This is a genomic window from Arthrobacter sulfonylureivorans (assembly GCF_047607445.1).
Lineage (GTDB): Bacteria > Actinomycetota > Actinomycetes > Actinomycetales > Micrococcaceae > Crystallibacter > Crystallibacter sulfonylureivorans_A.
The window spans coordinates 49411-75271 of sequence record NZ_JBLKRT010000011.1; the positions used below are offsets into that span (position 1 = coordinate 49411).

23 protein-coding genes, 2 tRNA genes and 1 pseudogene are annotated in these 25861 nt (G+C 66.3%); 7 read left to right on the top strand and 19 right to left on the bottom strand.

All coding sequences use genetic code 11. The features are described 5' to 3' along the window. Positions 1–64: 64 nt before the first annotated feature. Positions 65–841, top strand: coding sequence for a hypothetical protein (locus ACMX2H_RS07260; RefSeq protein WP_414959865.1), 777 nt, complete (start codon positions 65–67; stop codon positions 839–841). 185 nt (positions 842–1026) lie between these two features. On the opposite strand, the gene ACMX2H_RS07265 is transcribed toward ACMX2H_RS07260, so the two are convergent. Then, a complete protein-coding gene (locus ACMX2H_RS07265; RefSeq protein ID WP_414959866.1) occupies positions 1027–1485 on the bottom strand; it encodes a MarR family winged helix-turn-helix transcriptional regulator in 459 nt (152 codons plus the stop codon). Next, the gene (locus ACMX2H_RS07270) at positions 1478–2587 is read right to left on the bottom strand and encodes an LLM class flavin-dependent oxidoreductase (protein ID WP_414959867.1); all 1110 of its coding nucleotides are present in this window, start codon (positions 2585–2587) and stop codon (positions 1478–1480) included. The genes ACMX2H_RS07265 and ACMX2H_RS07270 overlap by 8 nt, the downstream gene beginning before the upstream one ends. Before the next feature lie 317 nt (positions 2588–2904). Here ACMX2H_RS07270 and ACMX2H_RS07275 point away from each other — a divergent pair, with 317 nt between their 5' ends. Continuing rightward, on the top strand, positions 2905–3246 hold the full coding sequence (locus tag ACMX2H_RS07275; protein ID WP_414959868.1) for a hypothetical protein: 342 nt from the start codon (positions 2905–2907) through the stop codon (positions 3244–3246). Positions 3247–3326: 80 nt separating this feature from the next. Here ACMX2H_RS07275 and ACMX2H_RS07280 read toward each other — a convergent pair whose 3' ends face one another. From ACMX2H_RS07280 to ACMX2H_RS07295, 4 genes are all read right to left on the bottom strand, one after another. Further along, positions 3327–4478, bottom strand: a complete 1152-nt coding sequence (locus tag ACMX2H_RS07280; protein WP_414959869.1) for an FUSC family protein — start codon at positions 4476–4478, stop codon at positions 3327–3329. Positions 4479–4516: 38 nt separating this feature from the next. Beyond that, on the bottom strand, positions 4517–7822 hold the full coding sequence (locus ACMX2H_RS07285) for an efflux RND transporter permease subunit (RefSeq protein ID WP_414959870.1): 3306 nt from the start codon (positions 7820–7822) through the stop codon (positions 4517–4519). A gap of 48 nt (positions 7823–7870) precedes the next feature. After that, positions 7871–9364, bottom strand: a complete 1494-nt coding sequence (locus ACMX2H_RS07290; RefSeq protein ID WP_414959871.1) for a malate:quinone oxidoreductase — start codon at positions 9362–9364, stop codon at positions 7871–7873. Between the two features lie 173 nt (positions 9365–9537). Further along, positions 9538–11214 (bottom strand): ABC transporter substrate-binding protein, encoded by a 1677-nt coding sequence (locus tag ACMX2H_RS07295; protein ID WP_414959872.1) that lies wholly within the window; start codon positions 11212–11214, stop codon positions 9538–9540. 128 nt (positions 11215–11342) lie between these two features. Here ACMX2H_RS07295 and ACMX2H_RS07300 point away from each other — a divergent pair, with 128 nt between their 5' ends. Further along, on the top strand, positions 11343–13163 hold the full coding sequence (locus ACMX2H_RS07300) for a dipeptide ABC transporter ATP-binding protein (RefSeq protein WP_414959873.1): 1821 nt from the start codon (positions 11343–11345) through the stop codon (positions 13161–13163). Next, positions 13153–13461, top strand: a complete 309-nt coding sequence (locus ACMX2H_RS07305) for a hypothetical protein (protein WP_414959874.1) — start codon at positions 13153–13155, stop codon at positions 13459–13461. Before ACMX2H_RS07300 ends, ACMX2H_RS07305 begins: the two co-directional genes overlap by 11 nt. Positions 13462–13502: 41 nt before the next feature. Here ACMX2H_RS07305 and ACMX2H_RS07310 read toward each other — a convergent pair whose 3' ends face one another. The 5 genes from ACMX2H_RS07310 to bcp all read right to left on the bottom strand — a co-directional run bounded on the left by ACMX2H_RS07310 (position 13503) and on the right by bcp (position 18287). Next, entirely contained in the window at positions 13503–14450 is a 948-nt protein-coding gene (locus tag ACMX2H_RS07310) for an ABC transporter permease (protein ID WP_414959875.1), read from the bottom strand. Beyond that, complete coding sequence (locus tag ACMX2H_RS07315; RefSeq protein WP_136786658.1) at positions 14450–15451, bottom strand: ABC transporter permease; 1002 nt, start codon at positions 15449–15451, stop codon at positions 14450–14452. Before ACMX2H_RS07315 ends, ACMX2H_RS07310 begins: the two co-directional genes overlap by 1 nt. Positions 15452–15541: 90 nt before the next feature. Continuing rightward, positions 15542–17236: an ABC transporter substrate-binding protein gene (locus tag ACMX2H_RS07320; protein WP_414959876.1), complete on the bottom strand. Its 1695-nt coding sequence runs from the start codon at positions 17234–17236 to the stop codon at positions 15542–15544. A gap of 386 nt (positions 17237–17622) precedes the next feature. Beyond that, positions 17623–17707: transfer RNA gene (locus tag ACMX2H_RS07325), tRNA-Leu, on the bottom strand. A 106-nt stretch (positions 17708–17813) separates the two neighbouring features. Continuing rightward, entirely contained in the window at positions 17814–18287 is a 474-nt protein-coding gene (gene bcp, locus ACMX2H_RS07330; protein WP_414959877.1) for a thioredoxin-dependent thiol peroxidase, read from the bottom strand. Positions 18288–18401: 114 nt separating this feature from the next. Here bcp and ACMX2H_RS07335 point away from each other — a divergent pair, with 114 nt between their 5' ends. Beyond that, positions 18402–18869 (top strand): MarR family winged helix-turn-helix transcriptional regulator, encoded by a 468-nt coding sequence (locus ACMX2H_RS07335; RefSeq protein ID WP_414959878.1) that lies wholly within the window; start codon positions 18402–18404, stop codon positions 18867–18869. A 125-nt stretch (positions 18870–18994) separates the two neighbouring features. On the opposite strand, the gene ACMX2H_RS07340 is transcribed toward ACMX2H_RS07335, so the two are convergent. The 7 genes and pseudogenes from ACMX2H_RS07340 to ACMX2H_RS07370 form a co-directional block, all read right to left on the bottom strand. Continuing rightward, on the bottom strand, positions 18995–19978 hold the full coding sequence (locus ACMX2H_RS07340; RefSeq protein WP_414959879.1) for an NAD(P)H-dependent flavin oxidoreductase: 984 nt from the start codon (positions 19976–19978) through the stop codon (positions 18995–18997). 52 nt (positions 19979–20030) lie between these two features. Further along, a pseudogene (locus ACMX2H_RS07345) lies at positions 20031–20147 on the bottom strand (2,3-butanediol dehydrogenase); the annotation flags it as partial. Positions 20148–20383: 236 nt separating this feature from the next. Continuing rightward, positions 20384–20456 (bottom strand) — tRNA-Lys (locus ACMX2H_RS07350). Between the two features lie 111 nt (positions 20457–20567). Further along, positions 20568–21647, bottom strand: a complete 1080-nt coding sequence (locus tag ACMX2H_RS07355) for a PQQ-dependent sugar dehydrogenase (RefSeq protein WP_414959880.1) — start codon at positions 21645–21647, stop codon at positions 20568–20570. A 3-nt stretch (positions 21648–21650) separates the two neighbouring features. Then, on the bottom strand, positions 21651–22298 hold the full coding sequence (locus ACMX2H_RS07360; RefSeq protein ID WP_414959881.1) for a hypothetical protein: 648 nt from the start codon (positions 22296–22298) through the stop codon (positions 21651–21653). A 216-nt stretch (positions 22299–22514) separates the two neighbouring features. Further along, positions 22515–22943 (bottom strand): hypothetical protein, encoded by a 429-nt coding sequence (locus ACMX2H_RS07365; RefSeq protein WP_414959882.1) that lies wholly within the window; start codon positions 22941–22943, stop codon positions 22515–22517. A gap of 149 nt (positions 22944–23092) precedes the next feature. Further along, a complete protein-coding gene (locus ACMX2H_RS07370) occupies positions 23093–23248 on the bottom strand; it encodes a hypothetical protein (RefSeq protein ID WP_169304005.1) in 156 nt (51 codons plus the stop codon). 72 nt (positions 23249–23320) lie between these two features. On the opposite strand from ACMX2H_RS07370, the gene ACMX2H_RS07375 reads away from it, so the two are divergent. Both ACMX2H_RS07375 and ACMX2H_RS07380 read left to right on the top strand, forming a co-directional pair. Beyond that, positions 23321–24238, top strand: coding sequence for a LysR family transcriptional regulator (locus ACMX2H_RS07375; RefSeq protein ID WP_414959883.1), 918 nt, complete (start codon positions 23321–23323; stop codon positions 24236–24238). Positions 24239–24251: 13 nt separating this feature from the next. After that, the gene (locus ACMX2H_RS07380; protein ID WP_414959884.1) at positions 24252–24851 is read left to right on the top strand and encodes a nucleotidyltransferase family protein; all 600 of its coding nucleotides are present in this window, start codon (positions 24252–24254) and stop codon (positions 24849–24851) included. A gap of 454 nt (positions 24852–25305) precedes the next feature. On the opposite strand, the gene ACMX2H_RS07385 is transcribed toward ACMX2H_RS07380, so the two are convergent. Beyond that, on the bottom strand, positions 25306–25782 hold the full coding sequence (locus ACMX2H_RS07385; RefSeq protein WP_414959885.1) for a nucleoside deaminase: 477 nt from the start codon (positions 25780–25782) through the stop codon (positions 25306–25308). Positions 25783–25861: the final 79 nt, after the last annotated feature.

Below are 25861 nucleotides of genomic sequence, written 5' to 3' on the forward strand. Positions count from 1 at the left end.
GCAGCTCTTCCGAACGGGTCAGCACAGTGGCTACGGTAGGAACCTGACGGAGGGGGAGCGGGCCATGAAGGCAGGGAACGTACTGGGCCGTGGTGCTGCTGCGGCCCTGTGTTTGGCGCTGGTTTCCGGGTGCGGGCTGCTGCCAACCAACGACGCCGGTGCCTCGCCCAGTGCGGGCGCGTCGCCTGCGGTGGTGGCGGGCGGCGCCGCTTCGCCCGGGCCCGGTGCAGCCAAAGGGCCGGTGCGTCAAGCCACCATCGACGGCTGGAAGGTATACACCGACCCCGACCGCGTGCTCAGCTTCGAGATCCCCGCCGATTGGGTGGTGCAGCGGCAGGTCAAGCCCAGCCAGCCCTCGGACAACGGACTGCATCTGGATATCCGAGACTCGTCCGGCAAGCTGGCCGCCGAACTGCACACCCGGCTGAAACTGCCGAAGGATACCTGCAGCGCGGGCGGCGTCACCGAACTGCGGGTGCTGCTCAGTGAACCGGCGAAGGTGCCAGCCGTGGCGTCCGCTGACACTGTCGATCCGGTCTTCGTGTACCGGACGCTGCTGGGCTACAAGTACTTCGGCTCCTATGGGCTGACCGACAAGCCGGCCGGCAACGGCTTCCAGGCCTGCACAGTGGAAAACACCGTCAACGGCCCGAAATCCGTGGGTACCTACTCCTTTGCCACGGCCGTGCGCCACGGTACCCCGGCCCCGGGCGAAAAGACCGGCCTATTGGACAAGTACGGGCTGATCGCGGAGGCGGAGCGCTTCATCACCACCAAGCACTTCAAGACGGTGCAGCAGGTCATCATGACGCTGCAGATCTCCGGGGACGCCCCCGCCTAAGACGGAAGCATCGGCGTGAGGCGGAGGCGGCACCGGCGTCCGTCTGGTCTTGCCAGCCTTAGCCCGGCACTGGCCCAACCCGTTGCGGCCGATCGGTCCGCGTACATCCGGCCGCCACACGGACAGGCAAGGCCCGGTTGCTGCCGCATTCGCGGAAGCAACCGGGCCCTGTGGGCGGCGGCGCGTCAGTCGTTCTTCAGGCCGGCATGCAGCTTGGTGGTCAGCCCCCGAAGCTGGCCGAATTCATCCTCGGTGAGCAGCGGCGCGAGCATGGAGTGCAGGTGCTTGACGTGCTCCCGGCCAATTTCCTTCTGCAGCGCTCGGCCTTCCTCGGTCAACGAGATTTCGATGCCCCGCTGGTCGTTCTGGGCCGTGCGCCGGAGCACCAGACCCTTCTTTTCCAGTCGGTCCACCATCCGGCTGAGGCTCGGTTGGCTGATCAGCAGGGCTTCATTCAGCTCGTTCAGCCGGCTCCAGCCGCCCGGGCACAAGCTCAGATTGAAGAGCACGTCGTACTCCCGCATCGCGAGCTTTTTGAACTCGGGCAGTTGCTGCATCCGGCGCATTACCGCCACCTGGGTCCGGAACAGCGATTCCCAGGCCTCCGCCGTCGTCCTGATATCAGGGGTAGAGGATTCAGCCATTGGTCACCGACTCGCTGGCCGGCTGCTTGGCGTCGCGCGCAGCCTTGCGGCTGGCGTGCGTGGGGGCATCGGGCACATGCGCCGGCTTGCGGGCGGCGAATTCCTGCTTCAGCACCGGCAGCACCTCTTCCCCGAACAGGTCCAACTGCTCCAGCACGGTCTTCAGCGGCAGGCCGGCGTGGTCGATCAGGAAAAGCTGGCGCTGGTAGTCGCCAAAGTAGTCGGCGAAGGCCAGGGTCTTTTCGATGACCTGCTCCGGGCTGCCCACGGTCAGCGGGGTCTGTGCGGTGAAGTCCTCCAGCGACGGGCCGTGGCCGTAGACCGGGGCGTTGTCGAAGTACGGGCGGAATTCGTTGACCGCATCCTGCGAGTTCTTGCGCATGAAGAACTGCCCGCCCAAGCCCACAATGGCCTGGTCGGCGGTGCCGTGGCCGTAGTGCTCGTAGCGTTCCCGGTACAGGCCGATGAGCTGCATGTAGTGCTCCTTCGGCCAGAAGATGTTGTTCGCGAAGAAACCGTCGCCGTAGTAAGCGGCCAGTTCAGCCACCTGCGGGGTGCGGATGGAGCCGTGCCAGACGAAGGGCGCGACGCCGTCCAGCGGTTGCGGCGTGGAGGTGTAGTTGTGCAGCGGCGTGCGGTGCTTGCCCTGCCAGTTGACTACTTCTTCATCCCAGAGCTTGCGCAGCAAGGCGTAGTTCTCCACGGTGAGCTCCAACGAGTCCTGGATGTTCTTGCCGAACCAGGGGTACACCGGGGCAGTGTTGCCGCGGCCCAGGACCAAGTCCACGCGTCCGTCGGCCAGATGCTGGAGCATGGCGAAGTCTTCGGCGATCTTCACCGGATCGTTGGTGGTGATCAGCGTAGTGGCGGTGGACAGCGTAATCCGCTCGGTCTGCGCGGCGATGTAGGCCAGCAGGGTGGTGGGGGAGGAGGAGAAGAAGGGCGGGTTGTGGTGCTCGCCGATGGCATACACGTCCATGCCGATCTCTTCGACCTTTTTGGCGATGGCCACCGACGCCTTGATCCGTTCGCGTTCGGTGGGCATGCGGTTGGTGGTCGGGTCCAGGGTGACGTCGCTGACGCTGAATACGCCGAGTTCCATGGTTTTGCCTCTTCTGTAGTGCTTGTCGGAGATCAGTTTACATGCATTTGCATTTACTGGTCCAACGGGCAGCAAGGGCCAGGTATTCCCTTGGATTGTTGCGCGGCCGGTCGCCGCCGGTCACCCTGCCGGTCGGCAGCCGGTCACCCTGCCGGTCGGCAGCCGGTCACCCTGCCGGTCAGCGGGTGGTCGGCGCTGCGGTGCCGAGCCAGCGATCGTGCCCCCCGGAGGGCTGCTTCGTGGGTCCGGGGTTACCAAGCCACCGTGACACTGTTACCTTGGGAGCGTCCGAGCAGGCCCAGTTGTCAGGAGGATGAATGAGCGACGCACCGAACCGTGACGAGTTGCCTCTCCCGGATTACGACCACATTCCCCAAGGCACCCTACCGACCAGGATTACCGGGCTGACCGAAGACCAGGTAGGTCAACTGCTCGCCTACGAGCGGGAACACGGCAACCGGCTACCCGTAGTCCAGGTCCTTGAGCAGCGGATGGAAGCGCTCCGCAACGGTGCTGAACCTTCGGGTGCAGCCGTCCCGGATATGCCCGAGGTCAGCGGCGGTCGCGGCGGCTCGCAGGTCTCGCCGGAGACTAGCGGGCCAAACGTTGTCCCGCCCTTCCACGGCAATCCTGCGCATCAGTCCCAGCCGGAAAAGTAAACCGGTCCGGCCGGCCGGACCGGCACCCCGCCGGAGAGCGGGCCCGCTCCGGTCGGCACCTCGCCGGAGAGCCGGCCCGCTCACCCCCGCTGGTTTTTGGAGTCGTCCAATTGGCGGCGCAAAGCGGACAGGATGCGGTCCAGGCTGACCGCGACGTAGCCGCCTGCCGTGCCCGGGGTCTCTGTGGTGACTGAGCCGGCCAGTTCTGTTGTCAGTTGCTGCTGGGCGGCGCTGGCGGCGTCGAGTTTTTCCTGCAGGTCCTCGGCGGCCAGGCTCCTGACCGCGGCTGCCGCGGCCTTCAGTGCCTCGGACATGGGCTCCAGCACCGGCGTGGGGATGTGCAGGTGATCGTCCAAGATCACCGCGCCGAGCACCTCGGTGATGTCCTGGGTGTTGAACGCTGCACGTTCCAGCGTGCGCAAATTGCTCCAGTCGGCCTCAAGATCCCGGTCATGGAACCTGCGCCGCGGGTTCGCTTTGCGGCTGCGGTCGGCGGTCGCCACGGCCTGACGCACCTGTTCGCTCAGCCGGACGATGTTTTCTCCGTTGGACGCCCACTCGTCGCGCTCCGGCGGCCAGTCCTCCAGCAGCGCCTCGGCCATCTCCTCCAACTGGCCCGCAAGGTCGGACTGCAATTGCTGCAGGCTGCGGCCCACCGCGCTGAAGTTCAGCGGCGGGATCAACAGGAAGTTCACCGTAATGCCCACAAGGACTCCCACCGCCATCTGCACCGCATAGCCCAGCGAGTAGTCGCCGGCATCGGAGCCGCCCACCAGCAGGACGAACAGCGCGGCCATCGGGACCCAGTCCCTGCCGGCGCCGAGGCGGGGCAGCCCGGCCACCAGAACACCCAGGAACACCAGCAGGCTCACGGTCAGCACGTGCAGCCCGACCGTCAGCAGGAGGAGCCAGGCCAGTCCGATCCCCAGCAGCAGTCCCGCCAGTGTCTGCAAAGACGTCTTGACGGAATCAGCAACGGTGGAATACATGCTGATCAGCGCACCGAGCGGGGCGTAATACGGATAGTCGGCCACCTCGCCGGGCAGTTGCCGGGCGATGATCCAGGCGATGCCACAGGCCAGGGCCGTCTTGAACGCCAGCTGGATCCGCTGCCAGCCGCCGATCTGCTGGCCATACCGCCGCACCGGCGCTGGAAGCCGGTCCACGAACCGGATGATGGACCTCGCCAGCCGGCCGGGCGTGCCGGCTGGTGCGGTGTCAGGTTCTGGCATGCGGTGCACCTCCCGGGGTTGGGGGGACCCGCCGGAAGTCAGCGCCCGGCAGGGACCAGTTCTGCCTCGAGTGTATTGCGCTTGATCGCCCGGCGCTCGTGCCGTCCCTCCACCAACCGGTACAACACCGGCACCAGCACCAGCGTCAACGCGGTGGAAGAAACCAGGCCGCCGATTACCACCACGGCGAGCGGCTGCGAAATGAAGCCGCCCTCGCCGGTCAGTCCCAGCGCCATGGGCGTCAGCGCAAAGATGGTGGCCAGCGCGGTCATCAGGATCGGTCGAAGGCGGCGCCGCGCGCCGTGCGTAATGGCATCCGCCACGTTCATGCCGGGCTGCCCATCATGCGGACGCCGGTACTGGTTGATCAGGTCGATCAGCACAATCGCGTTCGTCACCACGATGCCCACCAGCATCAGCATGCCGATCAGCGACGGCAGACCCAGCGGAATCTGCGTGAGGACCAGCAGCCCGATGGCTCCGGTGGCTGCGAACGGAATGGAGACCAGCAGGATCAGCGGCTGCACCAAGGATTTGAAGGTCGCCACCATGATCACGTAGACAATGGCGACGGCGGCCAGCAGCGCCCAGCCCAGCTGCGTGAAGGATTCGGCCTGCTGGGTGGCCGCGCCGCCCAGGCTCGCGGTGACGCCCGCCGGCATCTCGGTGCCGTCCAGGACCGCCGCCACCTCGCCGCTGAGCGCACCCAGGTTGTCACCCTCCGGGGTGACGGAGACGACGGCCGTGCGTTCGCCGCCGCTGGCGCTGATCGACGTCGGCACGTCGGTTTCTTTCACCGTGGCCAGATCGGTCAGCGGGACCGGCCCGGCGGCGGTCGGCAGTTCGACGTCGCGCAGCTCGTCGACGCTGGAGAAATCACCGCCCTCGCCGATGAGCACGGGGAAGTCGGTGGTGCCGATCCGCACCGTGCCACCGGGCAACGGGCTAAGCGTTGACGCCAGCAGGCCCGCGACCTGTTCCTCGTCCAGGCCCGCAGCCACGGCCTTGGCGCGGTCCACGGACACCTGCACCACGGGTTCGGCGGCCGACAGGTTGCTGGACGCCTCCGCGGCTCCTGGCAGGTCCCGCAGCCGATCCACCAGCCGGTCGGAAACATCCTGCAACTGGCCCGGATCGCTGGCGGAGATCTCCACATCCACGGTGCTGGAAGTGCCGAAGCCACCGCCCTGCGTGCCCAGCGTGAACGTTGCGTCACCGGGCAGATCCTCGACGGCGGCGCGCACCTTGTCGCGAAGCGCCGCCTGGTCGATGCCTTCCTCCGTGATGACGGTGTACTGGGCCACCGAGGCGCCCGCGGACAGGAACGTGCCTACGCCGCCGCCGGCATTGCCCATGGTGACCTGGACGTCCTGAATGCCGTCCATGCCGGCCAGCAGTTCCTCGACGGGAACCGATGCCTCGTCGGTGGATTCCAGACTGCTCCCGGCCGGCATCTGCAGCCGCAGGCTGAAGCTGTTCTGGCCGCTGTCGCCCAGCAGGTTGGTCTGCATCAGCGGGACCATCGCGGCTGTGCCGGCCAGGACCAGCAGGGCGGCCACGGTGGTGACTACCGGGTGCCGCTGGGTGCCGGCGAGCACCGGGAGATAGCCTCGCTGCAGCAGGGAGCGCCGTTCTTTCTCCGACGCCGCTTCACGGACTGCCAGGGCGTCCGGGCGTGACTGCGGCTGCGGCGACTTCACAAACCAGTACGCCAGCACCGGCACAATCGTCAGCGACACCGCCAGCGAGGCGAGCAACGCCAGTGCCGTGGTGACGGCGAAGGGTCGGAACAGCTCACCTGCCAGATCGCCGACGAACGCGATCGGCAGGAAGACCGCCACCGTAGTCAGCGTGGACGCGGTGATCGCACCGGCGACCTCGCGCACCGCCGTCATGATGGCCTCGCGCTTGGCCTCGCCGTAGTTCAGATGCCGCCGGATGTTCTCCACCACCACGATCGAGTCGTCCACCACTCGGCCGATCGCGATGGTCAGCGCGCCCAGGGTGAGGATGTTCAGCGAGTAGCCGAGCGCGTTCAGGCCGATGAAGGTGGCCAGCAGTGACAGCGGGATGGAAATCGCGGTGATCAGCGTGGCGCGCACGGACAGCAGGAAGACCAGGATGATCAACACCGCGAAGCCCAGTCCCAGCAGTCCCTCGGTGGTGAGGTCCTTGATGGACTTTTCAATGAACGGGGCCTGGTCGAACACGGTAGTGATCTGGGCGCCGTTGCCCAGCTCGGCCTCCAGCTCCGGCACCATCTCTTTGACGGCGTGCGAGATGGCCACCGTGTCGCCGTCCGGTGTCTTGGTGACGGCCAGCGCCAGCGTCAGCTCTCCGTTGGTCCGCGTGATCGAGGTCCGCTCGTCGTCCGCAATGGAAACCTCGGCCACATCCCCAATGGTGGCCGGATCTGCCGACGCGGCCTCCGGCTGCTGGCCGGACTGTGACTGTCCCGGCACCGTGTCCGGGACCGGAACCTGGCCTTCGTCCGCCGAGCCGCTTGGTGGAGCGGGCTGGCCCTGGCCCGGGAACTGTCCCGGTGCCTGCCCCGCCGCACCTGGCGAGGAAGGATCGGAAGGCTGCTCCGCCGTCGTTGTGTCAGCGGGGGAGAGCGGCAGGTTCTCGATGGCCTTCAGGCTGTCCAGCGGGCTGCCGATCTGCACCGAGAGGCTCTGGCCGTCCTGCTGCACCGCCCCTGCCGGAACCAGTCCGCCGCTGCTGGCCAGGCTGTCCACCAGGGCGGATACTCCGACGCCGGTCTCGGCCATGGCATCCTCGTCGGGCAGGATGGCGATGTGCCGGCCGGGGCCGCCGGAGACTTCGGCGCCGCGCACGCCGGCGATGTTCTGCAGCCGGGGCACGGTCAGCCGGTTCAGCTCGGTGCTCAGCTCGCTCAAGTCGACGTCGGATGACACCGCCATGAAGACGATCGGGAAATCGTCGATGCTGCCCGCGAGGGACAGCGGCGATACGTCGTCGGGCAGCTGCTGGCGGACATTGGAAATGGCGCGGTCCACCTGGCTGCGTGCGCGGTCCAGGTTGGTGCCATAGACGAACGTGAGGTTCACGGTGGAGAACCCGGTGCGCGACACCGCCGAGGACGATTCGAGGCCCTCCACGGCGGTGAGCGCACGCTCCAACGGTTCGCTGACCTGCTTGTCCACTACTTCCGGGGACGCGCCGGGCATGGAGCTGACCACAGTGACCCGCGGAAACTCCAGTGAAGGGATGAGCTCCTGTTTCAGCGAGCCCATGGTGATCACGCCGAAAACGGCCACGAAGACCGTAATCAGCGCAATCAGCGCCCGGTTCGCCAGGGACAGCGTTGCCAGCTTGTGCATGGGTTGAAGCTTAGTTTGTCAGGGCCGGCCCGCTGAAACGGACCGCTGTCAGGCCAGTTCGAGCACCTTGTTGGTCTCGGCGGTGATCTCGGCCAGCAGGGACGGGTTCTCGTTCAGGTTGGCGCCGTAGCCGGGGATCATTTCCTTCAGCTTGGGCTCCCAGCCCTTGAACTCCAGCGGGAAGCAGCGTTCCAGCAGGCTGATCATGATCGGGGCCGCGGTGGAAGCGCCGGGGGAGGCACCCAGCAGGGCGGAAATGCTGCCGTCGGCGGAGGCGATCATCTCGGTGCCGAACTGCAGGGCACCGCCCTTCTTCGGGTCCTTCTTGATGACCTGGACGCGCTGGCCGGCGGTGATCAGTTCCCACTGGTCGCCCTCAACCTCCGGGTGGAAAGCACGCAGGGCCTTGTTCTTGCCTTCGCGGGTCTTGAGCACCTCGGTGACCAGGTACTTGACCAAGCCAAAGTTATCCTTGGCGACGGCCAGCATCGGGATCAGGTTGGACGGGCGGACGGACAGCGGCAGGTCCAGCAGCGAACCGGTCTTGAGGAACTTCGGCGAGAAACCGCCGTACGGGCCGAAGAGCAGGGAGCGCTTGCCGTTGACGAAGCGGGTGTCCAGGTGCGGCACGGACATGGGCGGTGCGCCCACGGAAGCCTGCCCGTACACCTTGGCGTTGTGGGCGGCGATGACGGTTTCGTCGGTGCAGCGCAGGAACTGGCCGGAGACCGGGAAACCGCCGAAGCCCTTGGACTCGGGGATGCCGGAGCGCTGCAGCAGGTGCAGGGCGCCGCCGCCTGCACCGATGAACACGAAGCGGGCGTTGACCTTGGTCTTTTCGCCGGTAGCGTTGTTCTTCACGTCCAGCGTCCAGCGGCCGTCCGTGTTGCGGGAGACGTCCAGCACGCGGTGGCCGTAGTTCAGTTCGACGCCGTTGGCGGTCAGGTAGCCGGCCAGCTTGCGGCTCAGCGAGCCGAAGTCCACATCGGTGCCGCCGATGACGCGGGATGCTGCCACACGCTGCTGTGCGTCGCGGCCACCCATGATCAGCGGGGTCCACTCATTGATGGTGGCGTGGTCTTCAGTGAACTCGATCTGTTCAAACAGCGGTTCGTTCTTCAGCGCTTCATAGCGGCGCTTGAGGTAGTCCGCGTGGTCGTTGCCCCAAACAAAGCTCATGTGCGGCAGCGGGTTGACGAATTCCTTCGGCGAGGAGATGTGGCCCTCGCGGATCATGTGCGACCAGAACTGGCGTGACACATGGAACTTCTCGTTGATACCCACGGCCTTGGCGGTCGCCACGGACCCGTCAGCGGCGGCAGGGGTGTAGTTCAGTTCGCAGAGCGCGGCGTGTCCGGTGCCGGCGTTGTTCCAGGGATCCGAGGCCTCCATGCCCACCTCGTCCAGGTTCTCGAACAGACTGATGCTCCAGTCCGGCTGCAGCTGCTTGATGAAGGAGCCGAGGGTGGTGCTCATGATGCCGCCGCCGATCAGCGCGACGTCGACGTTGTTGGATGATCCCGAGGGGGTATTTGCAGTCAACTTCAATCTCCAATAGCAGCTTTGCCAGCATTGAGAAGCCTAGCGCTATGCCACAGCGAGACTAAAATTTGCCGTCTCGGTTGTGACCCAATAGACAGACGCAGCAGGGGGTTCCGTAGTAATGCAGCGTGACACACTGCCGCGGCCGCGACGCCGCGGCAGCCCACCCCAGTTTAGGCCGGGCCCAGCTGAATCAGGTTGTAGACCTCGTCCAGCATCGGGCTGGCCGGGTAACTCTCCACGCGTGGTCCCATGGCAAGCGCCGAGATCGGGAAGGCCAGCGGCACGGCCGGGACGGCCCGGGCCAGCTGCTCATTGATGCTGAGGTACGCGTCCACCCGGTCTTCGCCCTCCGGCAAGGTCTTCGCCCGGGCAATCTTGCTGCGGATCTGCGCGCTGTCGTAGCCGAATTCAGGCGTCTTGCTACCGAAAAGCGGTCCCACGAAGTTGTCGGGATCGCGGTAGCTGCCGCTGATGCCGGCCAGATGCAGGGCATGGTCATCGGTGCCTTGGACCGCTTCCAGATAGCCCTCGTCCCACGGAACCGGCATCGGCTTGATATTGATTCCGACGGCGGTGAGCTGGCGGCTCAGCTCCGCGTACACCTTTTCGGGAGTGGGCAGGTAAGCCCGCGTCACGTCGAGCGGATAGTAGAAGGTGAGTTCACCGCCGTCGTACCCTGCCGCTGCCAGCAGTTCCCGGGCACGATCCGGGTCGTACTCGTAATAGGGGATGGTCTCGTTGTTCACGCCCAGGCTGCGCGGGATGAATTGCTTGGCCTCGGTGGTGCCCTGCAGGTAGAAACTGTCGATCAGCGTCTTCCGGTCGACGGCGTGCGCGATGGCCTGGCGCATTCGAATGTCTTTCAGCCCGTCGGCAGCCTGGTTCATACCCAGGTACGCCACCGAGAACGGGTCGCGCTGGAGGACCTGCATGCCGGCCCGGACCAGGTCCGCGTACGTGTCCGGGGTGACCAGGTCGTAGCCGTCAATGTCGCCGGCGGCCAGCGCCCGCAACCTGGCGGACGGATGCGGCAGCGTCTTGAACACCACGGTGCGCACGTCGCCGGCGGCGCCCCAATAGCCGTCGTAGGCGGAGAGCGCCACACGGTCCTGATCCCAGTTGGCGAAGGCAAAGGGGCCGGTGCCCACCGGCGCCAGTCCGTAGCGGGAGACCTTGTTGCCGTTGCGTTCCTCGCTCAACCGGTCGGCCTTGCCGGCCTTGAGCGCGGCGGGCGAAGAGATGGCGAAGGCCGGCATCGCCAGCGATGCCACCAGCCCGGTGAACCGACGCGTCAGGTTCAGCTGGACCTCCAGCGGGCCCACCACTTCGCAGCTTTCGTAGAGCGATTCGGCCTCGTCGGAGGCCAGCGCGCCGAAGACCGATCGGAAAGCCAGTCCGCCTTCCACCGGCTGGGACTCCTCCGGGAGGTGGTACCAGCGTTCGAAGTTGGTGTGGACCGCGTCCGCGTCGAATGGAGTGCCGTCGTGGAAGGTGACACCTTCGCGCAGCCGGAAGCGATAGGAGCGGCCGTCGTTCACCTCGTTCCATTCGACAGCCAGCCGCGGCGCCGGCACACCGGTCGCCGGATCCACGCCAATCAGGGTCTCCAGCATCTGCCGGGTCACCCGGTACGACTCGGTGTCCAGCGCCAGCGCGGGGTCCAGGGTCACCGGAGTGGCGGCGATGCCCATGGTAAAGGTGGTGTCCTCAGGCGATGCCGTCGGCGAGGCGGGCGTCGTCGCTGAGGGAGCGGGCCGCCCAGGATCCGAAGTGCACCCGGCGAGCAACACAGCCGCTGCCGCGGCGCCGGCCTTCAGCACGGTGCGGCGCGCGGGAAGTGGTGTCACGCTTCGGGCTCCTTCGGGGCGGGCAGGAATGATCCTTCAGTCTAATCGACGCCGATCCCGCACCCCCTGCGGCGAATTCCCGATGAGAGGTAGGCCACATCCGGCTTCGAATGGGGCAGGATGGACTCATGATCGAACAAGCCGACGCCACAGCGCTGCTCGAGGTCAGGGATCTGGCCGTTACGTTCCGCACGACCTACGGCGAAGTCGCAGCAGTGGAGGGCGCGTCGCTGCGCTTGGAACAGGGCCAGACGCTGGCGATCGTGGGCGAATCCGGTTCCGGCAAGTCCACCACGGCGATGTCCTTGATCGGCTTGCTGCCCGGCAACGGCCGAGTGACCGGCGGGAGCATCCGCTTCGACGGCCAGGAACTGGTGGGGCTTCCGGAGCAGCGCATGCGGGCCATCCGCGGCCGCCAGATCGGCCTGGTTCCGCAGGACCCGATGTCCAACCTGAATCCGGTCACCAAGATCGGCTCGCAGGTGGCCGAAACGCTGCTGGTGCATGGCATGGCGACCAAGCGTGATGTGGACCGCAAGGTCATCGAGGTGCTGGAAGCCGCGGGACTGCCCAACGCCAAGGAACGCGCCAAACAGTACCCGCACGAGTTCTCCGGCGGCATGCGCCAGCGTGCCTTGATCGCCATCGGCCTGGCCTGCCGACCGCGGCTGCTGATCGCCGACGAGCCGACGTCGGCCCTGGATGTGACCGTGCAGCGCACCATCCTGGACCAGATCGACTCGATGACCCAGGAGTTGGGCACCGCCGTGCTCCTGATCACCCACGATCTGGGGCTGGCCGCCGAACGCGCCGCCGAGCTGGTGGTGATGCACCGCGGCACCGTGGTGGAGGCCGGACCGGCACGGCAGCTGCTGGAGGACCCACAGCATCCGTACACCCAGTCGCTGGTCAGGGCGGCACCCAGCGTGGCGGCCGTGCGCCTGTTGCCGGGCGCTTTTGCCCCCGGCCCGGAGTCGCGGCCAGGCCGGGCAGAGAAGGTGTTCCAGAACCACGACCCCGGAGCGCCCTCGGCGGGGGCCGCGCCACTGGGGGTGGGCGCCGCTGATCGGTTCGGTGCCGGGGCGGTCTCGGATTCGTCCGCTGGAATGGCCACTGGCTCTGCCGCCGGAGCCCGGTCCGTGGACAACATCGTGGAGCTGCGCGACCTGACGAAGGTGTACAAGATCCGCGGCCAGGCCGAGGACTTCTACGCCGCGAAGAACGTGACCCTGGATGTCCCACGCGGACAGACGGTCGCGATCGTCGGCGAATCGGGCTCCGGTAAGACCACCACGGCACGGATGCTCCTGAAGCTGATCGAACCGACCAGCGGCACCATGACCTTCGACGGCATGGACGTGGCCACCCTGTCCAAGCCGCAACTGCGGGAGTTCCGGCAGCGGGTGCAGCCGGTGTTCCAGGATCCCTATTCATCGTTGAACCCGATGTTCACGGTTGAACGGATCGTGGACGAGCCGCTGTCCACCTATAAGCGCGGCAACGCCAGGGAACGCTCCGCCCGGGTCCGCGAACTGATGGATCAGGTGGCTTTGCCGCAGAGCATGCTGCGCCGCTACCCGTCCGAGCTCTCCGGGGGACAGCGCCAGCGCGTTGCGATTGCCCGGGCGCTGGCGCTGAAACCGGACCTGATTGTCTGCGACGAGCCGGTGTCGGCCCTGGACGTGCTGGTCCAAGCTCAGATCCTGAAGCTGCTCGGAGACCTGCAGTCCGAACTGGGGCTGAGCTATCTCTTCATCTCGCATGATCTGGCCGTGGTTCGCCTGATCTCCGACTACGTCTGCGTGATGAAGGACGGCGAACTAGTGGAGGCGGCCAGCTCGGAGGAAGTCTTTACCAATCCGCGGCACCCGTACACCCGGCGGCTGCTGGCCTCCATCCCGAGCAACGAACTGGACATCGACGTGGAGGATCCGGAGATTGCCTCCTAAGCCAGCCGCACCCGGTTCCAACCCGGAGCCGGAAAATCACCGCCCGGAGGGTTTTGGCTTCCGGACCGGTGTGCGGAGCGCTGCCGTAGCCACCGGCTTCGCCGTCTTCGTGCTGGTGATCGGCACGGTGCTGGTGGCTTTCGGTGCGATCATCTTCGTGGGCGAAGGGCAGTGGGGCGCGGTCTGGCTGCTGGTGGTGCTGGAACTGTTCTTCATCGCGGGCTTTGCCGCCATGTTGCATATGGCCCGCCAGCGGCGCCGCAATGGAGGAAAGCCGCCGGCGGCGCTGCCGGGCTGAATCCCTATCCGGTTGCGGCGCCGGCGCTGTCCCCGTGCTGGTTACTTGGCCCGGGTTTTCGGATCCAGTGCTTCGCGCAACGACTCGCCCAGCAGCGTGAAGCCCAGCGCGGTGATGGCGATGCAGAGTCCGGGCAGGAAAGCCAGCTGCGGAGCGATGCCGAGTTCGGCCTGGGCGTAGGTGAGCATCCGGCCCCATTCCGCGGTTTGTGGCCGCCCGCCACCCAAACCCAGGAAGGAAAGGGCAGCGGCGTCGATCACCGCGGTGGCCAGCGTCAGCGTGGCCTGGACGATCACCGGGCCCAGGCTGTTGGGCAGCTGGTGGTTCATGATGATGGCGCCGCGGCTGAGGCCCAGCGTCTGCGCAGCCAGCATGTATTCGGCGCTGCGTTGCGAAATCATCGATGAGCGCAACAGCCGGGCGAAGATCGGCACCTGCGCCACGCCGATGGCAATCATCACGGCGAAGGCACCTTGGCCCAGGATGGCCGCAATGGACACCGCCAGGAGCAGGTTCGGCACGGAGAGCAGGATGTCCACGGCACGCATGATCACGTTGTCGACCTTGCCGCCGATGCCGCCGGCGATAATGCCCAAGAGCATACCGCCGGCCAGGCCGATGGCCGTGGACATAACGCCGATCACCAGCGACGCCTGCGCGCCCCAGATCAGCTTGCTCAGAAGGTCGCCGCCGAAGCGGTCCAGCCCCAGCGGGAAGCCTTCCACTTCACCGAAGCCCGGGATGTGGGTGGGCGTGATGTAGGTTCGGCCGGGCAGCTCTTCGCCGCCGTAGCGGGCCAGTAGCGGGGCCAGGACCGCCACCAGCAGGAACACTCCCACGATGACGGCGCCGGCGATGGCCTGCGGGTTCTTGCGCAGCCGGCGGAAGGCGTCCTTCCACAGGCTCGTGCCGCCGGTGTCCCGGACGACGGGCACCGGTGCGGCGACGTCGGTATCGCCGCCGGGCTGGGGAGGAAGAGTTGTGCTCATCAGACACGCACCCTCGGGTCGATGACGCTATAGGACACGTCCACCAGCAGATTGATCAGTGAATAGATCACGGCAATGAAAATAATGAACCCCTGCAGTACCGGATAGTCCAGGTTGAAGATGGCGTCGCGCAAGAACCTGCCGATCCCGCTGAACGCGAAGACCGTCTCGGTCAGCACCGCGCCGGAGACCAACAGCCCCAGTTGCAGGCCAATGGTGGTGGTCACCGGCAGCATGGCATTGCGGAGCACAAAGCGGTTGCGGATGGTTTTCTCCTGCAGCCCTTTGGCCCTGGCCGTGCGGACGTAGTCGGCGTTCTGGACCTCCAGCACGGAGGCCCTGGTAATGCGGACAATGATGGCCAGTGGAATGGTGCCCAAGGCGATGCCGGGCAGGACCAGATGCATGAACGCGTCCCAGGCCGCGTCCCACTCCCGGGTGAGGATGCCGTCCAGTACATAGAAGTCGGTCACATGGGTGGCGTCGATGCGCGGATTCTGCCGGCCGTCGGTGGGGAACCAGGGCAGCTTGATGGCGAAGAGCCATTTGAGGATGAAGGCCAGGAAGAAGACCGGTACGGTGATGCCGATCAGCGACAGGACCACCGACGAATGGTCCGGCCACTTCCCGTAGTTCTTGGCCGCCTGATACCCGAGCGGGATACCAATGCCGACGGCGAAGATCAAGGCCACGATGGTCAGTTCAAGGGTTGCCGGAAACCTGGTGCCGAATTCTTCAAGCACCGGCCGGCCGGTCAGGATCGAGGTGCCGAAATCGCCTTGGAGCAGCTTCCCCATGTAGACGAAGTACTGCTCGATCAGCGGCCGGTCGAAGCCGTAGAGCTCGTTGATCCGTGCCACCGCGTCGGGAGTGGCACGGTCGCCCAGCAGCGCGGTGGCCGGGCCGCCGGGCAGGCTGCGCACCCACAGGAAGAGCAGCAGCGAGAGCCCGATGAGGGTGGGGATAAGCAACGCGATGCGTTTGCCGATAACTCTGAGCACAGTATCCTTCCGGCGCCTGGTGGCCGCCTCGTCCTGTTGCCGTGGGGTGGTAACGCCGGGACCCGCACCTGGCGGGTCCCGGCGGCGGGACTACTCGGTCAGTTTGATCGTGTTGAAGACCTCGTCGTTCACCGGGCTGGCCGGGTAGGACTCCACCCGGGGCGCGAAGGCCAGCGACGGGGCCGGATGCGCCAGCGGGATGGCCGGGACGTAGTCGGCGATGTCGGCGTTGATCTCCTCGTACAGCGGCGTCTGCTCTTCGACCTTGCTGGTGCCACGGGCCTCGGCCAGCTTGTCGAACAGTTCCTTGTTGTTGAAGCCGAATTCCGGCTTCTCCTGTCCGAAGAACACTCCGACGAAGTTGTCAGTGTCGTTGTAGTCGCCGGTCCAGCCCAGCAGGTGGATGCCATGGTCCTCGCTGGCTTGGACCCGGTCCAAGTAGTCCGGAGCCCACTTATCCGGCTGCGCCTTGATGGTGATGCCCACTTCTTCGAGCTGGGCGCTCAAATTAGTGAACACCTGCTCCGGCGTCGGCATGTACGGCCGGGAGACGCCCGTGGGGTAGTTGAACTGCAGCTCCAGTCCGTCCGCGTAACCGGCCTCGGCCAGCAGTTCCTTGGCCTTCGCCGGGTCGTAGGCGTAGGTCGTCACGTCGTCGTTGTAGCCGTTGACCATGTCCGGCACGAACTGCGAGGCGACCTTGGTTCCCTCAGGCAGCGTCTGCTTGACCAGCGCGTCCTTGTCGATCGCGTAGGAAAGGGCCTGGCGCACCTTCAGGTCGGCGAGCGGCTCCACCTTTTGGTTGAGCCCCAGGTAGAGAATGGTGAAAGGATCGCGCGGAACGATCTTGAAGCCTGCGTCCGCCAGCGCCTGGGTGTCCGCCGGAGCTACCAGATCGTAGCCGTCGATCTGTCCGGCCTCCAGGGCCTGGCGGCGGGCATTCGGGTCGTCGATGATCCGGAAGATGATCTTGTCGATCTGTCCGCGGTCGCCCCAGTAGCCGTCGAAGTAGGACAGCTCCAACGACTGGCCGGCCTCCCAGCTGTCGAACTTGAACGGTCCGGTGCCCACCGGGTGTCCCTCGGCGTATTCGCTCAACACCGGAGCCTCGGCCGAGCCGCCGACCTCGTCTGCCTTGAACTCTTCCATCGCTGTCGGGCTCTGCATCGCGAAGGCGGGCAACGACAGCGCGGCGATGAATCCGGCAAACGGCTTGGCCAGCTTGACCGTGACCTCGGTGTCACTGGCGGCTTCGCAAGAGTCATAGACAGCGGTTTCGGGGGAGTCGGAGTAACCCTTAAAGAGCGAGCCGTAGTAGTAGCTCACGGCCTGTGACTGCTGGACGCCGGTGAAGTTGTACCAGCGGTCGAAGTTGAAGCACACCGCTTCGGCGTTGAAGTCGGTGTCGTCGTGGAACTTCACGCCTTCCTTCAGCTTGAAGGTGTAGGACAGGCCGTCGTCGGACGCTTCCCAGGACTCGGCCAGCAACGGGGCCGGATCAGCCGTCCCGGGTTCCACGCCCACCAAGCCCTCAAAGATCTGGCGGCTCACGCGGAAGGATTCGCCGTCGCTCGCGTAGGCCGGATCCAGCGATTTCGGATCGGAAGAGGCGGCGAAAACGAAGGTCGAGTTGACGCCGCCTTCGCTTTCGGCGTCCGTTCCGCCGCCGCGTTCGCTTTGGGCACAGCCGGACAGGATGAGTGCGCCGGCGGCCAGGCCGGCTATAGCGGCTGCGGTGCGCCGGCCTCGGCGCGGGCCACCTGAAGTGGTTCCAGTGAATGACATGGACTGCTCCTCGTGGACGTGAGGTGGGGCGCCGACCGTGTGTGCGGCGACCGGCGGAGCCGCGCTATTGCACGGCTCCGCTTGATGAGAGCTTAGTCACATGAAAGATCGAAAGCATCGGTTTCACGTTCTGGCGTGGGACAAATGCATCACAATTTGGTGACAGCACCGCATCCAGCACGACGGCGGTGCGGCTCTCCGTGGGCAGACGCGGGACTGCCGCGGGGCCGGGACCGGGAGGCCGTGGCTCAACTCGAAGCGCGCGCAGCTGCCGCGGGCTGCTGCCGAGAGGCCGTGGCTCTTTCCGAAGAGCCGCGGGCGGGTGCGGGAGCCCGTGGCTTAACGCCAAGAGCCCCGCAGCTTCTGGGCTGCAGGGCTCTTGTTGGTGGTGCGCAAGGCGGGACTTGAACCCGCACGTCCGAAGACACTGGAACCTAAATCCAGCGCGTCTACCAATTCCGCCACTCGCGCATCTGCTCCCGGCCGGACTGCGGCCGATGAGGAACAGCAATTAGTCTACCGGCAACCGGGGCAGGTCTCGGGCGGGTCCTGCCGGCCGCCGGAGACCCGCCCGGACCTAGTTGTCCAGACCCAGGTCACGCCGCAGTTTGGCCACGTGCCCGGTGGCGCGGACGTTGTACTGGGCCAGTGCCACCTTTCCCGCGGGGTCCACCACGATCGTGGAGCGGATCAGGCCCTCGTAGACCTTGCCGTAGTTCTTCTTTTCTCCCCAGGCGGCGTAGGCCTCGGCCACGGCGTGGTCTTCATCGGAGAGCAGGGGGAAATTCAGTTGCTCGTTCTCGGCGAATTTCACCAGCTTGGGGAGCGGGTCGGGGGAGACGCCCAGCACTGCGTAACCGGCTCCCTTGAGTGAGGCGAGGTTGTCGCGGAAATCGCAAGCTTCCTTCGTGCAGCCCGGGGTCGAGGCGGCAGGATAGAAGTAGACCACAACGTTTTGGCCACGATAGTCGGCCAGTGAAACGGCGTTGCCAGCTGAGTCCTGGAGCGTGAATTCCGGCGCGATGTCGCCAGTTGAAAGTCGTTCGGCCATGGGGCAGCTCCTCAGAGATTTGGGGTTTCAGCACCAGCATAGCCAAGTCGGCCCCCTGACAGCCGGGGCAACATACGTATACTTGAGGGCATGCCGGATTTGAAAAATTGGCCGATGCCACGGTTGCTCTCCACCGCCGCGCGGTTGGTGGAGCATGAGTGGAACGACAAATTAGCCGGCCTCGGACTGACCCACGCCGGTGTTATCGCCTTGGAAGTGTTGGCCGCCGACGGCGAGATGACCCAAGCGCAATTGGCGAACCGGGTGCGTGTGCAGGCCCAGACCATGGGTAAGACGCTGGGTCGGCTTGAAGTGCACGGGCACATTGTCCGGGCCCGCAGCGAAGTGGACCGACGGCGGCAGATCGTACAGATCAGCGACGAAGGTCATTTGGCGCTTAAGAAAGCCGCGGAGTTGGAGCGGCTGCTCAGCAGCGGCAATGGCGACCAGATGGACGAGCTCAAGGAACGCTTGACCGTCATTATCCGCAGGCTCGGCAACACCCGTTTTGGCATCGGCGGGGCCGAACCCATCGAGGTCGCCGAGCTCGAAAACCTCGAGAACCTCGAAGACGGCGACTGACCCGTCTTTCCAGCGCCGTTTTCCACCGGCCTTGTCTCTCCACCGGCGGAGTCTAGGTCTTCACCACTGGTACTTCGCGTCTGCACATGACGGGGGCCAGACCTTAGTCACCGGAATGCCAGGCGTCACCAGCGGGATGCCGACGCCCTCAAATGCGCGCGGAAGCCTGCAAGATCTGCCACCACTTCGGCAGCAGTTTCCCCTCCGTACGTGATGCCCGCGGACTGACCGGCATAAACGGGTGCTTGGGCGATGTCCGCATTGCGGCGTGCTGCATCAATTGCCTCCGTGATCCGCGGAGTTGAAGCCACTTCGGTCTGCAGTGCCTCAAGGTCGTCCGCCCAACGGTCGCTGAACCGGTTGCGCAGCGCGCGGCCACCGAACTCGGCGGGCCAGGGGATCTGCTGGGCGATGTCGAAGGCACGGGTGTAGACCGTGTCGTCCGTATGGGCGCCGGCGATGGCCTCCTTGGCCCTGGCGGGGCTGGTGGATTCAGTGCAGGCCGCGAACCGGGTCCCGATCCAGGCACCCTGTGCCCCGGCGGCCAGTACAGCTGCCACACCCCGCGCCGTAGCGATCCCGCCGGCAGCCAGTATCGGTTTCTGCGTCTGGTTCAGCGCCAACTGCAGCAGTGGCAGGGTGGCCACTTCATTACGGCCGTGCCCGCCACCTTCGCTGCCGCGGACCACGACGACGTCGATGTCATCTTCCAGCGCACGCTGAAGGTCCGCGTCGTTCCCCACCTGCATGGCCACCAACGCGCCGGCGTCGCGGGCCATCGAAGCCGCCGCACCCGGATCTCCGAAGCTGATACTGACCACGTCCGGACGGTGTTCCAGCACCACCCGCAGTGGCTCCAGAGACTCGCTCAGCACCCAAGCCATGAGCCCCGCGCCCCACGGCTTGCCCGGGGATGCAGCCAAAGCCAGCTCGCGCTGCAGCCATTCCGTGGCAACCCCGCCGCCGATGCCCACCATGCCGAGTCCGCCGGCAGACGAAACCGCTGCAGCCAGTCGGCCGCCGGCAGCCCCGGCCATCGGAGCGTTGAAGAGTGGTTGGGCCAGGCCAAGGCGGCCGCAGAGATCACCGGAGGCTGGGGAGGAGCTCATGCCGTCGGATTCACCAAGATCTTCACATGCTCCTCATTGTTGTTAATCAGCTGGTACCGCAGATGCCGCACCACGCCACGTCGATCGCAACCGTTCCGGGCTTGAGCTCCGGCTCCGGAATGTCCTCGATCCTGATGTCCCTCTGGGCGAAGTAGCGCGCAGCTTTCATGGCGGACTCCTCAAACGCAGGCTGGGCCTTCATCCTACTGACGCTGCGCAGCTTATTGAATGGCAGGACCACGTTCCGGCAAGAGGTCCATAAGTAGTTGGCAAAGCCAACGTGGCCATGCCCGCCGGCAAGCTGTTGGCAAGCCCACGTGGCCATGCCAACTGCCCAGGCCGATCAAGACAAAAAAGAAACCCCGTCTGGCAAGGCGTTTCGCTTTGCCAGACGGGGTTTGTCTGTGCACCCCCCGGGACTCGAACCCGGAACCCATTGATTAAGAGTCAATTGCTCTGCCAGTTGAGCTAGAGGTGCATCTGTTCCTGAAGGTTTCAGCAGCGGTTTCCCTCTGTTTTTTCCCTCGCAACGACATGTAACTCTAGCAGGACATTTCCGCGAAAGTGAAATCGAGAGGGCTTTTGTAGCCTACTTCACAGGAACGGCCAGCATCCGGTCACTGTCAGTGCCGTTGGTGAGCACCCAGAGTCCTCCGCCCGGCGCCGCGACGACATCTCGCAGCCGGCCGAAGTCGCCCTCATACAAGGCCTCGGGCTCGCCGGCTTCCGTGCCGTCCAGTTCCACCTTCCACAGCCGCTGGCCACGCAGCGCGGCAATCCATGCCGTGCCGTCCACCAGGGCCATGCCGCTCGGCGAAGCATCCGCGGTGGAGGGCCAGACCACTTTGGCGTCAATGAAGCGATCGTCGCCGGGGGCGCCGGTCACCTCCGGCCAGCCGTAGTTGCCGCCGGCTTCGATCAGGTTCAGCTCGTCGTCCCGGTCCGGCCCGAACTCCGTGGCCCAGAGGCGGCCGTCCGCGTCCCAGGCAAGTCCCTGCACGTTGCGGTGGCCGTAGCTGTACACCGGGCTGTCGCCGAAAGGGTTGCCTGGCGCGGGGTCGCCGTCGGCAGTGACGCGAAGGATCTTGCCACCCAACGAGGAGCGGTCTTGGGACCGGGAGGAGACCGCAGCATCACCGGTGGCGATGTAGAGGTAGCCGTCCGGGCCGAACTTGATCCTGCCTCCGTTGTGGTTCCCGGCTTTGGGAATTCCGGTGACAATCTCCCGCCCGTCGCTGAGCTGGCCGTCTTTCCAGCGGTAGCTGACTACCCGGTTGTCCTCTGGCGAGGTGAGGTAGACGTAAAGCTTGGCATCGGCGTCGAAATTGGGGCTGGGCTCCAGTCCCAGCAACCCTCCCTCTCCGGTGGTTTCCAGCGGGGACTCCACCGGTACCGCGGTCACTGTTTCGCCGTCAACCACGTGTTTGATCAGGCCGGTGTTGTTCTCCGAAATGAGGGCGCTGCCGTCGGGCAGTACCGCGATGGACCACGGCTCGTCCAGCTCGGAAGCCGCGGTGCCCACCTCCTGGTTGGCCCCGGCGCTGCCGCCGCTGCTCGGCGCGCCGCTGACGCCGCCGGTGCATCCGGCCAGGACGGTGGCCAGCACCACCGCCAGGCCCATGCCGGCATGGCGCAGCTGCTTGACGCGGTCTTTGCCCTCGGCGTCCACGCGTTATCCCCTTCGCTGGTCCGGCCCGTCTCCGTTCTCAGCTGCGACGGACGGTTCGATGACGGCCTCGCCCGCATAGCCGAGCCATTCGGTTTCATCGTAGAGCGGTTGGGCGGTGGGCGGCGACTGCTCGGCTGCCGCATCTTCGACGTCGGCAGGAGGCGGTTCCTCGGCCCCGGGACCCTGTGCGGTGGTGGTGCCGGTTGCCCCCGGGGACTCCGGCATCGTCTCCTCGACCACCATGTCTTCGTCGGCAGCCGCAGTGTGGACCTCTTCCTCATACATGGCGTCGGCGACGTGCTCCTGCCGGCTACCCGAGTCGCCGAGCGGCCGGTCGGCGTCGGTGTCGCGGGCCTGGCGCTCCTGGTCGAGGGCTGCGTCTGCGGGATCTGCCGGAGGTTCGGAAGGGCGCGACGGCGGTGCCTGGCTTGCGGGCGCGGTAGCGGCGGGTGTCTGGGCGCCCTGTGCGGGCGGTGCGCTGACGGCGGCGGCTTCGGCCCCACCGTCGGAAGGGCCTCGAGTGACGTTGTTGCCCGGGGCGTGGGCTGCGGCTCCGGCGTCGGAGGAGTCGGAGTTTCGAGAGAAGAGCCACCACAGCAGGGCGGCAACGATCATCACCACAACGATCCCGACGACCCACATCCAGTCCATGGCCTTCACCTTCCAGTTGATGGTTATGGTGCACTGGTCCCGACGTTACGTGCGGGGGAGAACAGTGTCCATAGAGCGGGCGGCCCGGTCAGCTCGGGGGCTTACGGGGCGGCCGAGCGCCGAAAACGAAGGCGGCTACGGAGGCTTGGGTGGGCACCTGGGCCCGGAAAGCCAGGGCGGCTGGTTGGGCCGGGGTGGGCAGCAAGGCTCGGGAGCCTAGGCCCGGAAGATCAGCTCCGCCATGAAGCTGTGAAAGTCGGGCTGGTCCTCGGACTGGTCGATGGTGCGCCCCTCACCGGGCAGTTTTCCCTCGGCCTGCACACCGAAGCGGAACGTCCTGCCCGTGCTGGTGCCCACTTCGTATTCACCGCCGCCCAACTGGACGGCGTGCGAGAGGTTGGTCATATTGATGGCAACGGGGACCCCGCCCGCGGTCAGGCTGGTGCCGTCGAACGGCGCTACGACTAATTCCTGAGGCCGCCAGCGGTAGCCGATTACGTAGCAGTGCCCGGTATCGTCGCCCGGCGCTCCGTGCATGTTGTCCTGGCGGCTACTGCCGAAAACCAGGTTGTAGTCGCCGTAGTTGGGGATCTGGGAGTCAAAGATGGCGCTGAGCGCGTCCTTGAGTTCGTCGCTGGTGGGCATCGTGACCTTTGAATCTGCGGGTGGGCTGGGCGGACGGCGCGTGCGGTGGCGGAAACGGGCATTGCTCCCGGCCAGCCTAGGGGGCCGGACCCACAAAAAAGCGCCCGGCCCTGGTGGTGCCCGGCGCTCGATTGCGGTGGTGAAAAAGGTCAGACGGCGTCGACCGCTTTCACCGGCATGGCCGAGTGGTCGGTCTCCCACGCATGGCTGCGCGGCACCGGCCCGTGGTCACGGCGAACAACGACGGCGAGGCGCGCCAGGACGGCGGCCATCCCCACTACGGTCAGGGCTACTGAGACTGTCATGCCTACATTGTCAACTGCCCAGACCTTCAAGTTCAATCTAACGTTGCTAAGCACACTATGTAGGATCGCTTTATGGACATCAGGCGGCTCCAAATTCTGCGGGAACTCGGCGACCGGGGGTCCGTCGTCGCGACCGCGGCTGCGATGAAGGTCACAGCCTCGGCGGTGTCCCAGCAGCTGAAAGTGCTGCAGGAGGAAGTCGGCGTCACGCTGGTGGAAAAGGCCGGCAGGGGAGTGCGCCTGACCGAGGCCGGGCTGGCGATGGCAGCAGCTGCCTCGGACGTGTCTGCCGCCATGGAGCGCGCGCAGGCCACGGTGGACGGGTACCGCAGCGGCTGGCAGAACCAGATTCGTGCCGCATTCTTTCCCAGCGCGGCGGAGATGTTCCTGCCGGGGTTGATGTACCGGCTGCAGGAAATCGAAGGGTTGCACTTCGAACCCTGCATGGAGGACCCCTCCGTGGACGGCTTCCTACGGCTGGCCGCCGACTACGACTTGGTGCTGGCACACAGCCAGCAGGGCGTGGAGACCTTTGCACGGAGCGGGATCACCGTGCTGCCTTTGCTGGACGAGCCGCTGGATGTGGCGATGCCGGCCGGACACCCGTTGGCCGAATTCGACGCTCTCAAGCCCGAGGACGTGGTGGGCTACCCGTGGATCGGGGTGCCTCCGGGCTTCCCCTTCGAGCAAGTGCTGCGGCAGATCGAAGCACGTACCGGCCGGTTGGCCAAGCGGACCACGCGCTACGCGGACCTGCGGGTCATGGAGGCGATGGTGGCCGCCGGACATGGCCTGGCGATCGTGCCGCGCTTCACCTCGCGCAAGGCGCAGACGGCCCGCGGATTCGTGATGCGGCCGCTCGAAGGGATCCGTGCCAGCCGCAGCATCGTGGTGCTGGCCCGCAGCGATGTAGCCGAACGCAGCAGCGTGCACCGGGTCATCGGCATGCTGCAGCAGGAAGCTGTGGCGATCGCAAGCCAGCAGGGTTGAGGGGACGGGCCGGATGAAGACCCCCGTCCACGGTGTGCTGCTGGCGGCCGGTGCCGGGAGGCGGCTGGGCCTCGGGCCGAAAGCGCTGCTGGCCGGTGCGGACGGGGTCCCGCTGGTGCGGAAGGCCGCGGAGGTGCTCCGGCACGGCGGCTGCGCCAGCGTGGCGGTGGTCCTGGGCGCCGGCGCGGCGGACGTGCAAGCGGCCACTGATCTGGCAGGCTGTGCGGTGCTGGTTAATGAGCAGTGGAGCGAAGGGATGGCCGGATCGTTCCGCCTCGGCGTGCAGAGCGCCCTGCCCGAGCAAGCGGTGCTCATTGCGCTGGTGGACCAGCCTGGGATCAGCCCCGAGCTGGTGGCACGGCTGATCGACGCCGGCCAGCCGGCGCGGATCATCGCTGCCGGCTACCGCGGCCCCGAAGGCAAGCTGCGCCGCGGGCATCCGGTCCTGTTCGCGCCCGGCTTGGCAGCCCAGGCAGCAGAGCAGGCCACGGGCGACGCCGGTGCCCGCCCGTACTTGTCGGCGCACCCCGAGCTGGTGGAACTGGTGGACTGCTCGGATCTCTCCGATGGCGGCGACATCGATACGCCAGCGGACCTCGGGCGGCTCCGGTAGCACTCGGCGGTGTTGGTCGGTACGGCCGGAGCTCGATGCGGCCACAAGCGGCCTAACTCGATCACCGGGGAGGCGGGTGGGTGGGGGCGTCCTCGACTACCGGGGTAGCGGGCGCAAGCGGCTTTCTCGATCACGGGGGTAGCGGGCGGAAAGTACCCGGCCGGGGGTGGCCGATGTGCTGGCAGCTATTTCTTCAGGGCGGGGTAGATCGGTGAGGGCAGCCTCCATGGACCCTGCCGTGACCGATTTACCCCGCCTTCGCTGTCGGGGCACGGTGCGGTGGCCGGGCCGGGCTGGAATTCGGTGCGGCTGGATCTCGATGCGGCCGCATGCGGGCTTGCTCCATCACCGGGGTACGGGCGGAAGCGGGCTTGCTCCATCACCGGGGTGGGGCGGCGGGTGAAACTTGGGGGCGGCGGGTCAAACTCGGTGGCAAGCGGCCGTCACCGGCGGGTCAGTATTCCACTTTGTCCGGCAGCCGGTCCCAGAGCCGGAACGGTGCCAGGTAGTCGGTGGTTTCGTAGCCGTCGCGGACCACGGGCATGAGTTGTTTATCGCCCTCCGGGCCGAAGTAGTCGTAGAACAAGGCGTCGTCGAAACCGGAGCTGGCGGCGTCGTCGCGGTCCGCTGCATAGACAACCCGGTCGATCCGCGCCCAGAGCGCCGCGGCCAGGCACATGGGACACGGCTCGCAGCTGGAATACAGCACTGCTCCGGATAGGTTGAACCCGGTCTCGGCGGCGGCCCGGCGGATCGCCACCACTTCGGCGTGCGCGGTCGGATCATTCGTGGCGGTCACACGATTGACCCCGTCGAAGATCTGTCCGTCCCGGGTGACCACCGTGGCGCCAAAAGGGCCGCCGGACTTGCCGACGTTCTCCACGGCGATGTCAACGGCTCGGGCCAAGTACTCGTTGTTTCCGGCATTCATGGGCGCAGACTAACAGGCGAGCGTGGCCAACACCATAGACGCGGGCGCGTCGGTGCCGCCTCGGCACCCGTGGCGAGGC

Excerpts from the sequence above, each read along its gene's own strand:
- ACMX2H_RS07260 (WP_414959865.1), top strand. The coding sequence starts at position 65 with ATGAAGGCAGGGAACGTACTGGGCCGTGGTGCTGCTGCGGCCCTGTGT.
- ACMX2H_RS07265 (WP_414959866.1), bottom strand. The coding sequence starts at position 1,485 with ATGGCTGAATCCTCTACCCCTGATATCAGGACGACGGCGGAGGCCTGG.
- ACMX2H_RS07270 (WP_414959867.1), bottom strand. The coding sequence starts at position 2,587 with ATGGAACTCGGCGTATTCAGCGTCAGCGACGTCACCCTGGACCCGACC.
- ACMX2H_RS07275 (WP_414959868.1), top strand. The coding sequence starts at position 2,905 with ATGAGCGACGCACCGAACCGTGACGAGTTGCCTCTCCCGGATTACGAC.
- ACMX2H_RS07280 (WP_414959869.1), bottom strand. The coding sequence starts at position 4,478 with ATGCCAGAACCTGACACCGCACCAGCCGGCACGCCCGGCCGGCTGGCG.
- ACMX2H_RS07285 (WP_414959870.1), bottom strand. The coding sequence starts at position 7,822 with ATGCACAAGCTGGCAACGCTGTCCCTGGCGAACCGGGCGCTGATTGCG.
- ACMX2H_RS07300 (WP_414959873.1), top strand. The coding sequence starts at position 11,343 with ATGATCGAACAAGCCGACGCCACAGCGCTGCTCGAGGTCAGGGATCTG.
- ACMX2H_RS07310 (WP_414959875.1), bottom strand. The coding sequence starts at position 14,450 with ATGAGCACAACTCTTCCTCCCCAGCCCGGCGGCGATACCGACGTCGCC.
- ACMX2H_RS07320 (WP_414959876.1), bottom strand. The coding sequence starts at position 17,236 with ATGTCATTCACTGGAACCACTTCAGGTGGCCCGCGCCGAGGCCGGCGC.
- bcp (WP_414959877.1), bottom strand. The coding sequence starts at position 18,287 with ATGGCCGAACGACTTTCAACTGGCGACATCGCGCCGGAATTCACGCTC.
- ACMX2H_RS07335 (WP_414959878.1), top strand. The coding sequence starts at position 18,402 with ATGCCACGGTTGCTCTCCACCGCCGCGCGGTTGGTGGAGCATGAGTGG.
- ACMX2H_RS07340 (WP_414959879.1), bottom strand. The coding sequence starts at position 19,978 with ATGAGCTCCTCCCCAGCCTCCGGTGATCTCTGCGGCCGCCTTGGCCTG.
- ACMX2H_RS07360 (WP_414959881.1), bottom strand. The coding sequence starts at position 22,298 with ATGGACTGGATGTGGGTCGTCGGGATCGTTGTGGTGATGATCGTTGCC.
- ACMX2H_RS07365 (WP_414959882.1), bottom strand. The coding sequence starts at position 22,943 with ATGCCCACCAGCGACGAACTCAAGGACGCGCTCAGCGCCATCTTTGAC.
- ACMX2H_RS07370 (WP_169304005.1), bottom strand. The coding sequence starts at position 23,248 with ATGACAGTCTCAGTAGCCCTGACCGTAGTGGGGATGGCCGCCGTCCTG.
- ACMX2H_RS07375 (WP_414959883.1), top strand. The coding sequence starts at position 23,321 with ATGGACATCAGGCGGCTCCAAATTCTGCGGGAACTCGGCGACCGGGGG.
- ACMX2H_RS07380 (WP_414959884.1), top strand. The coding sequence starts at position 24,252 with ATGAAGACCCCCGTCCACGGTGTGCTGCTGGCGGCCGGTGCCGGGAGG.
- ACMX2H_RS07385 (WP_414959885.1), bottom strand. The coding sequence starts at position 25,782 with ATGAATGCCGGAAACAACGAGTACTTGGCCCGAGCCGTTGACATCGCC.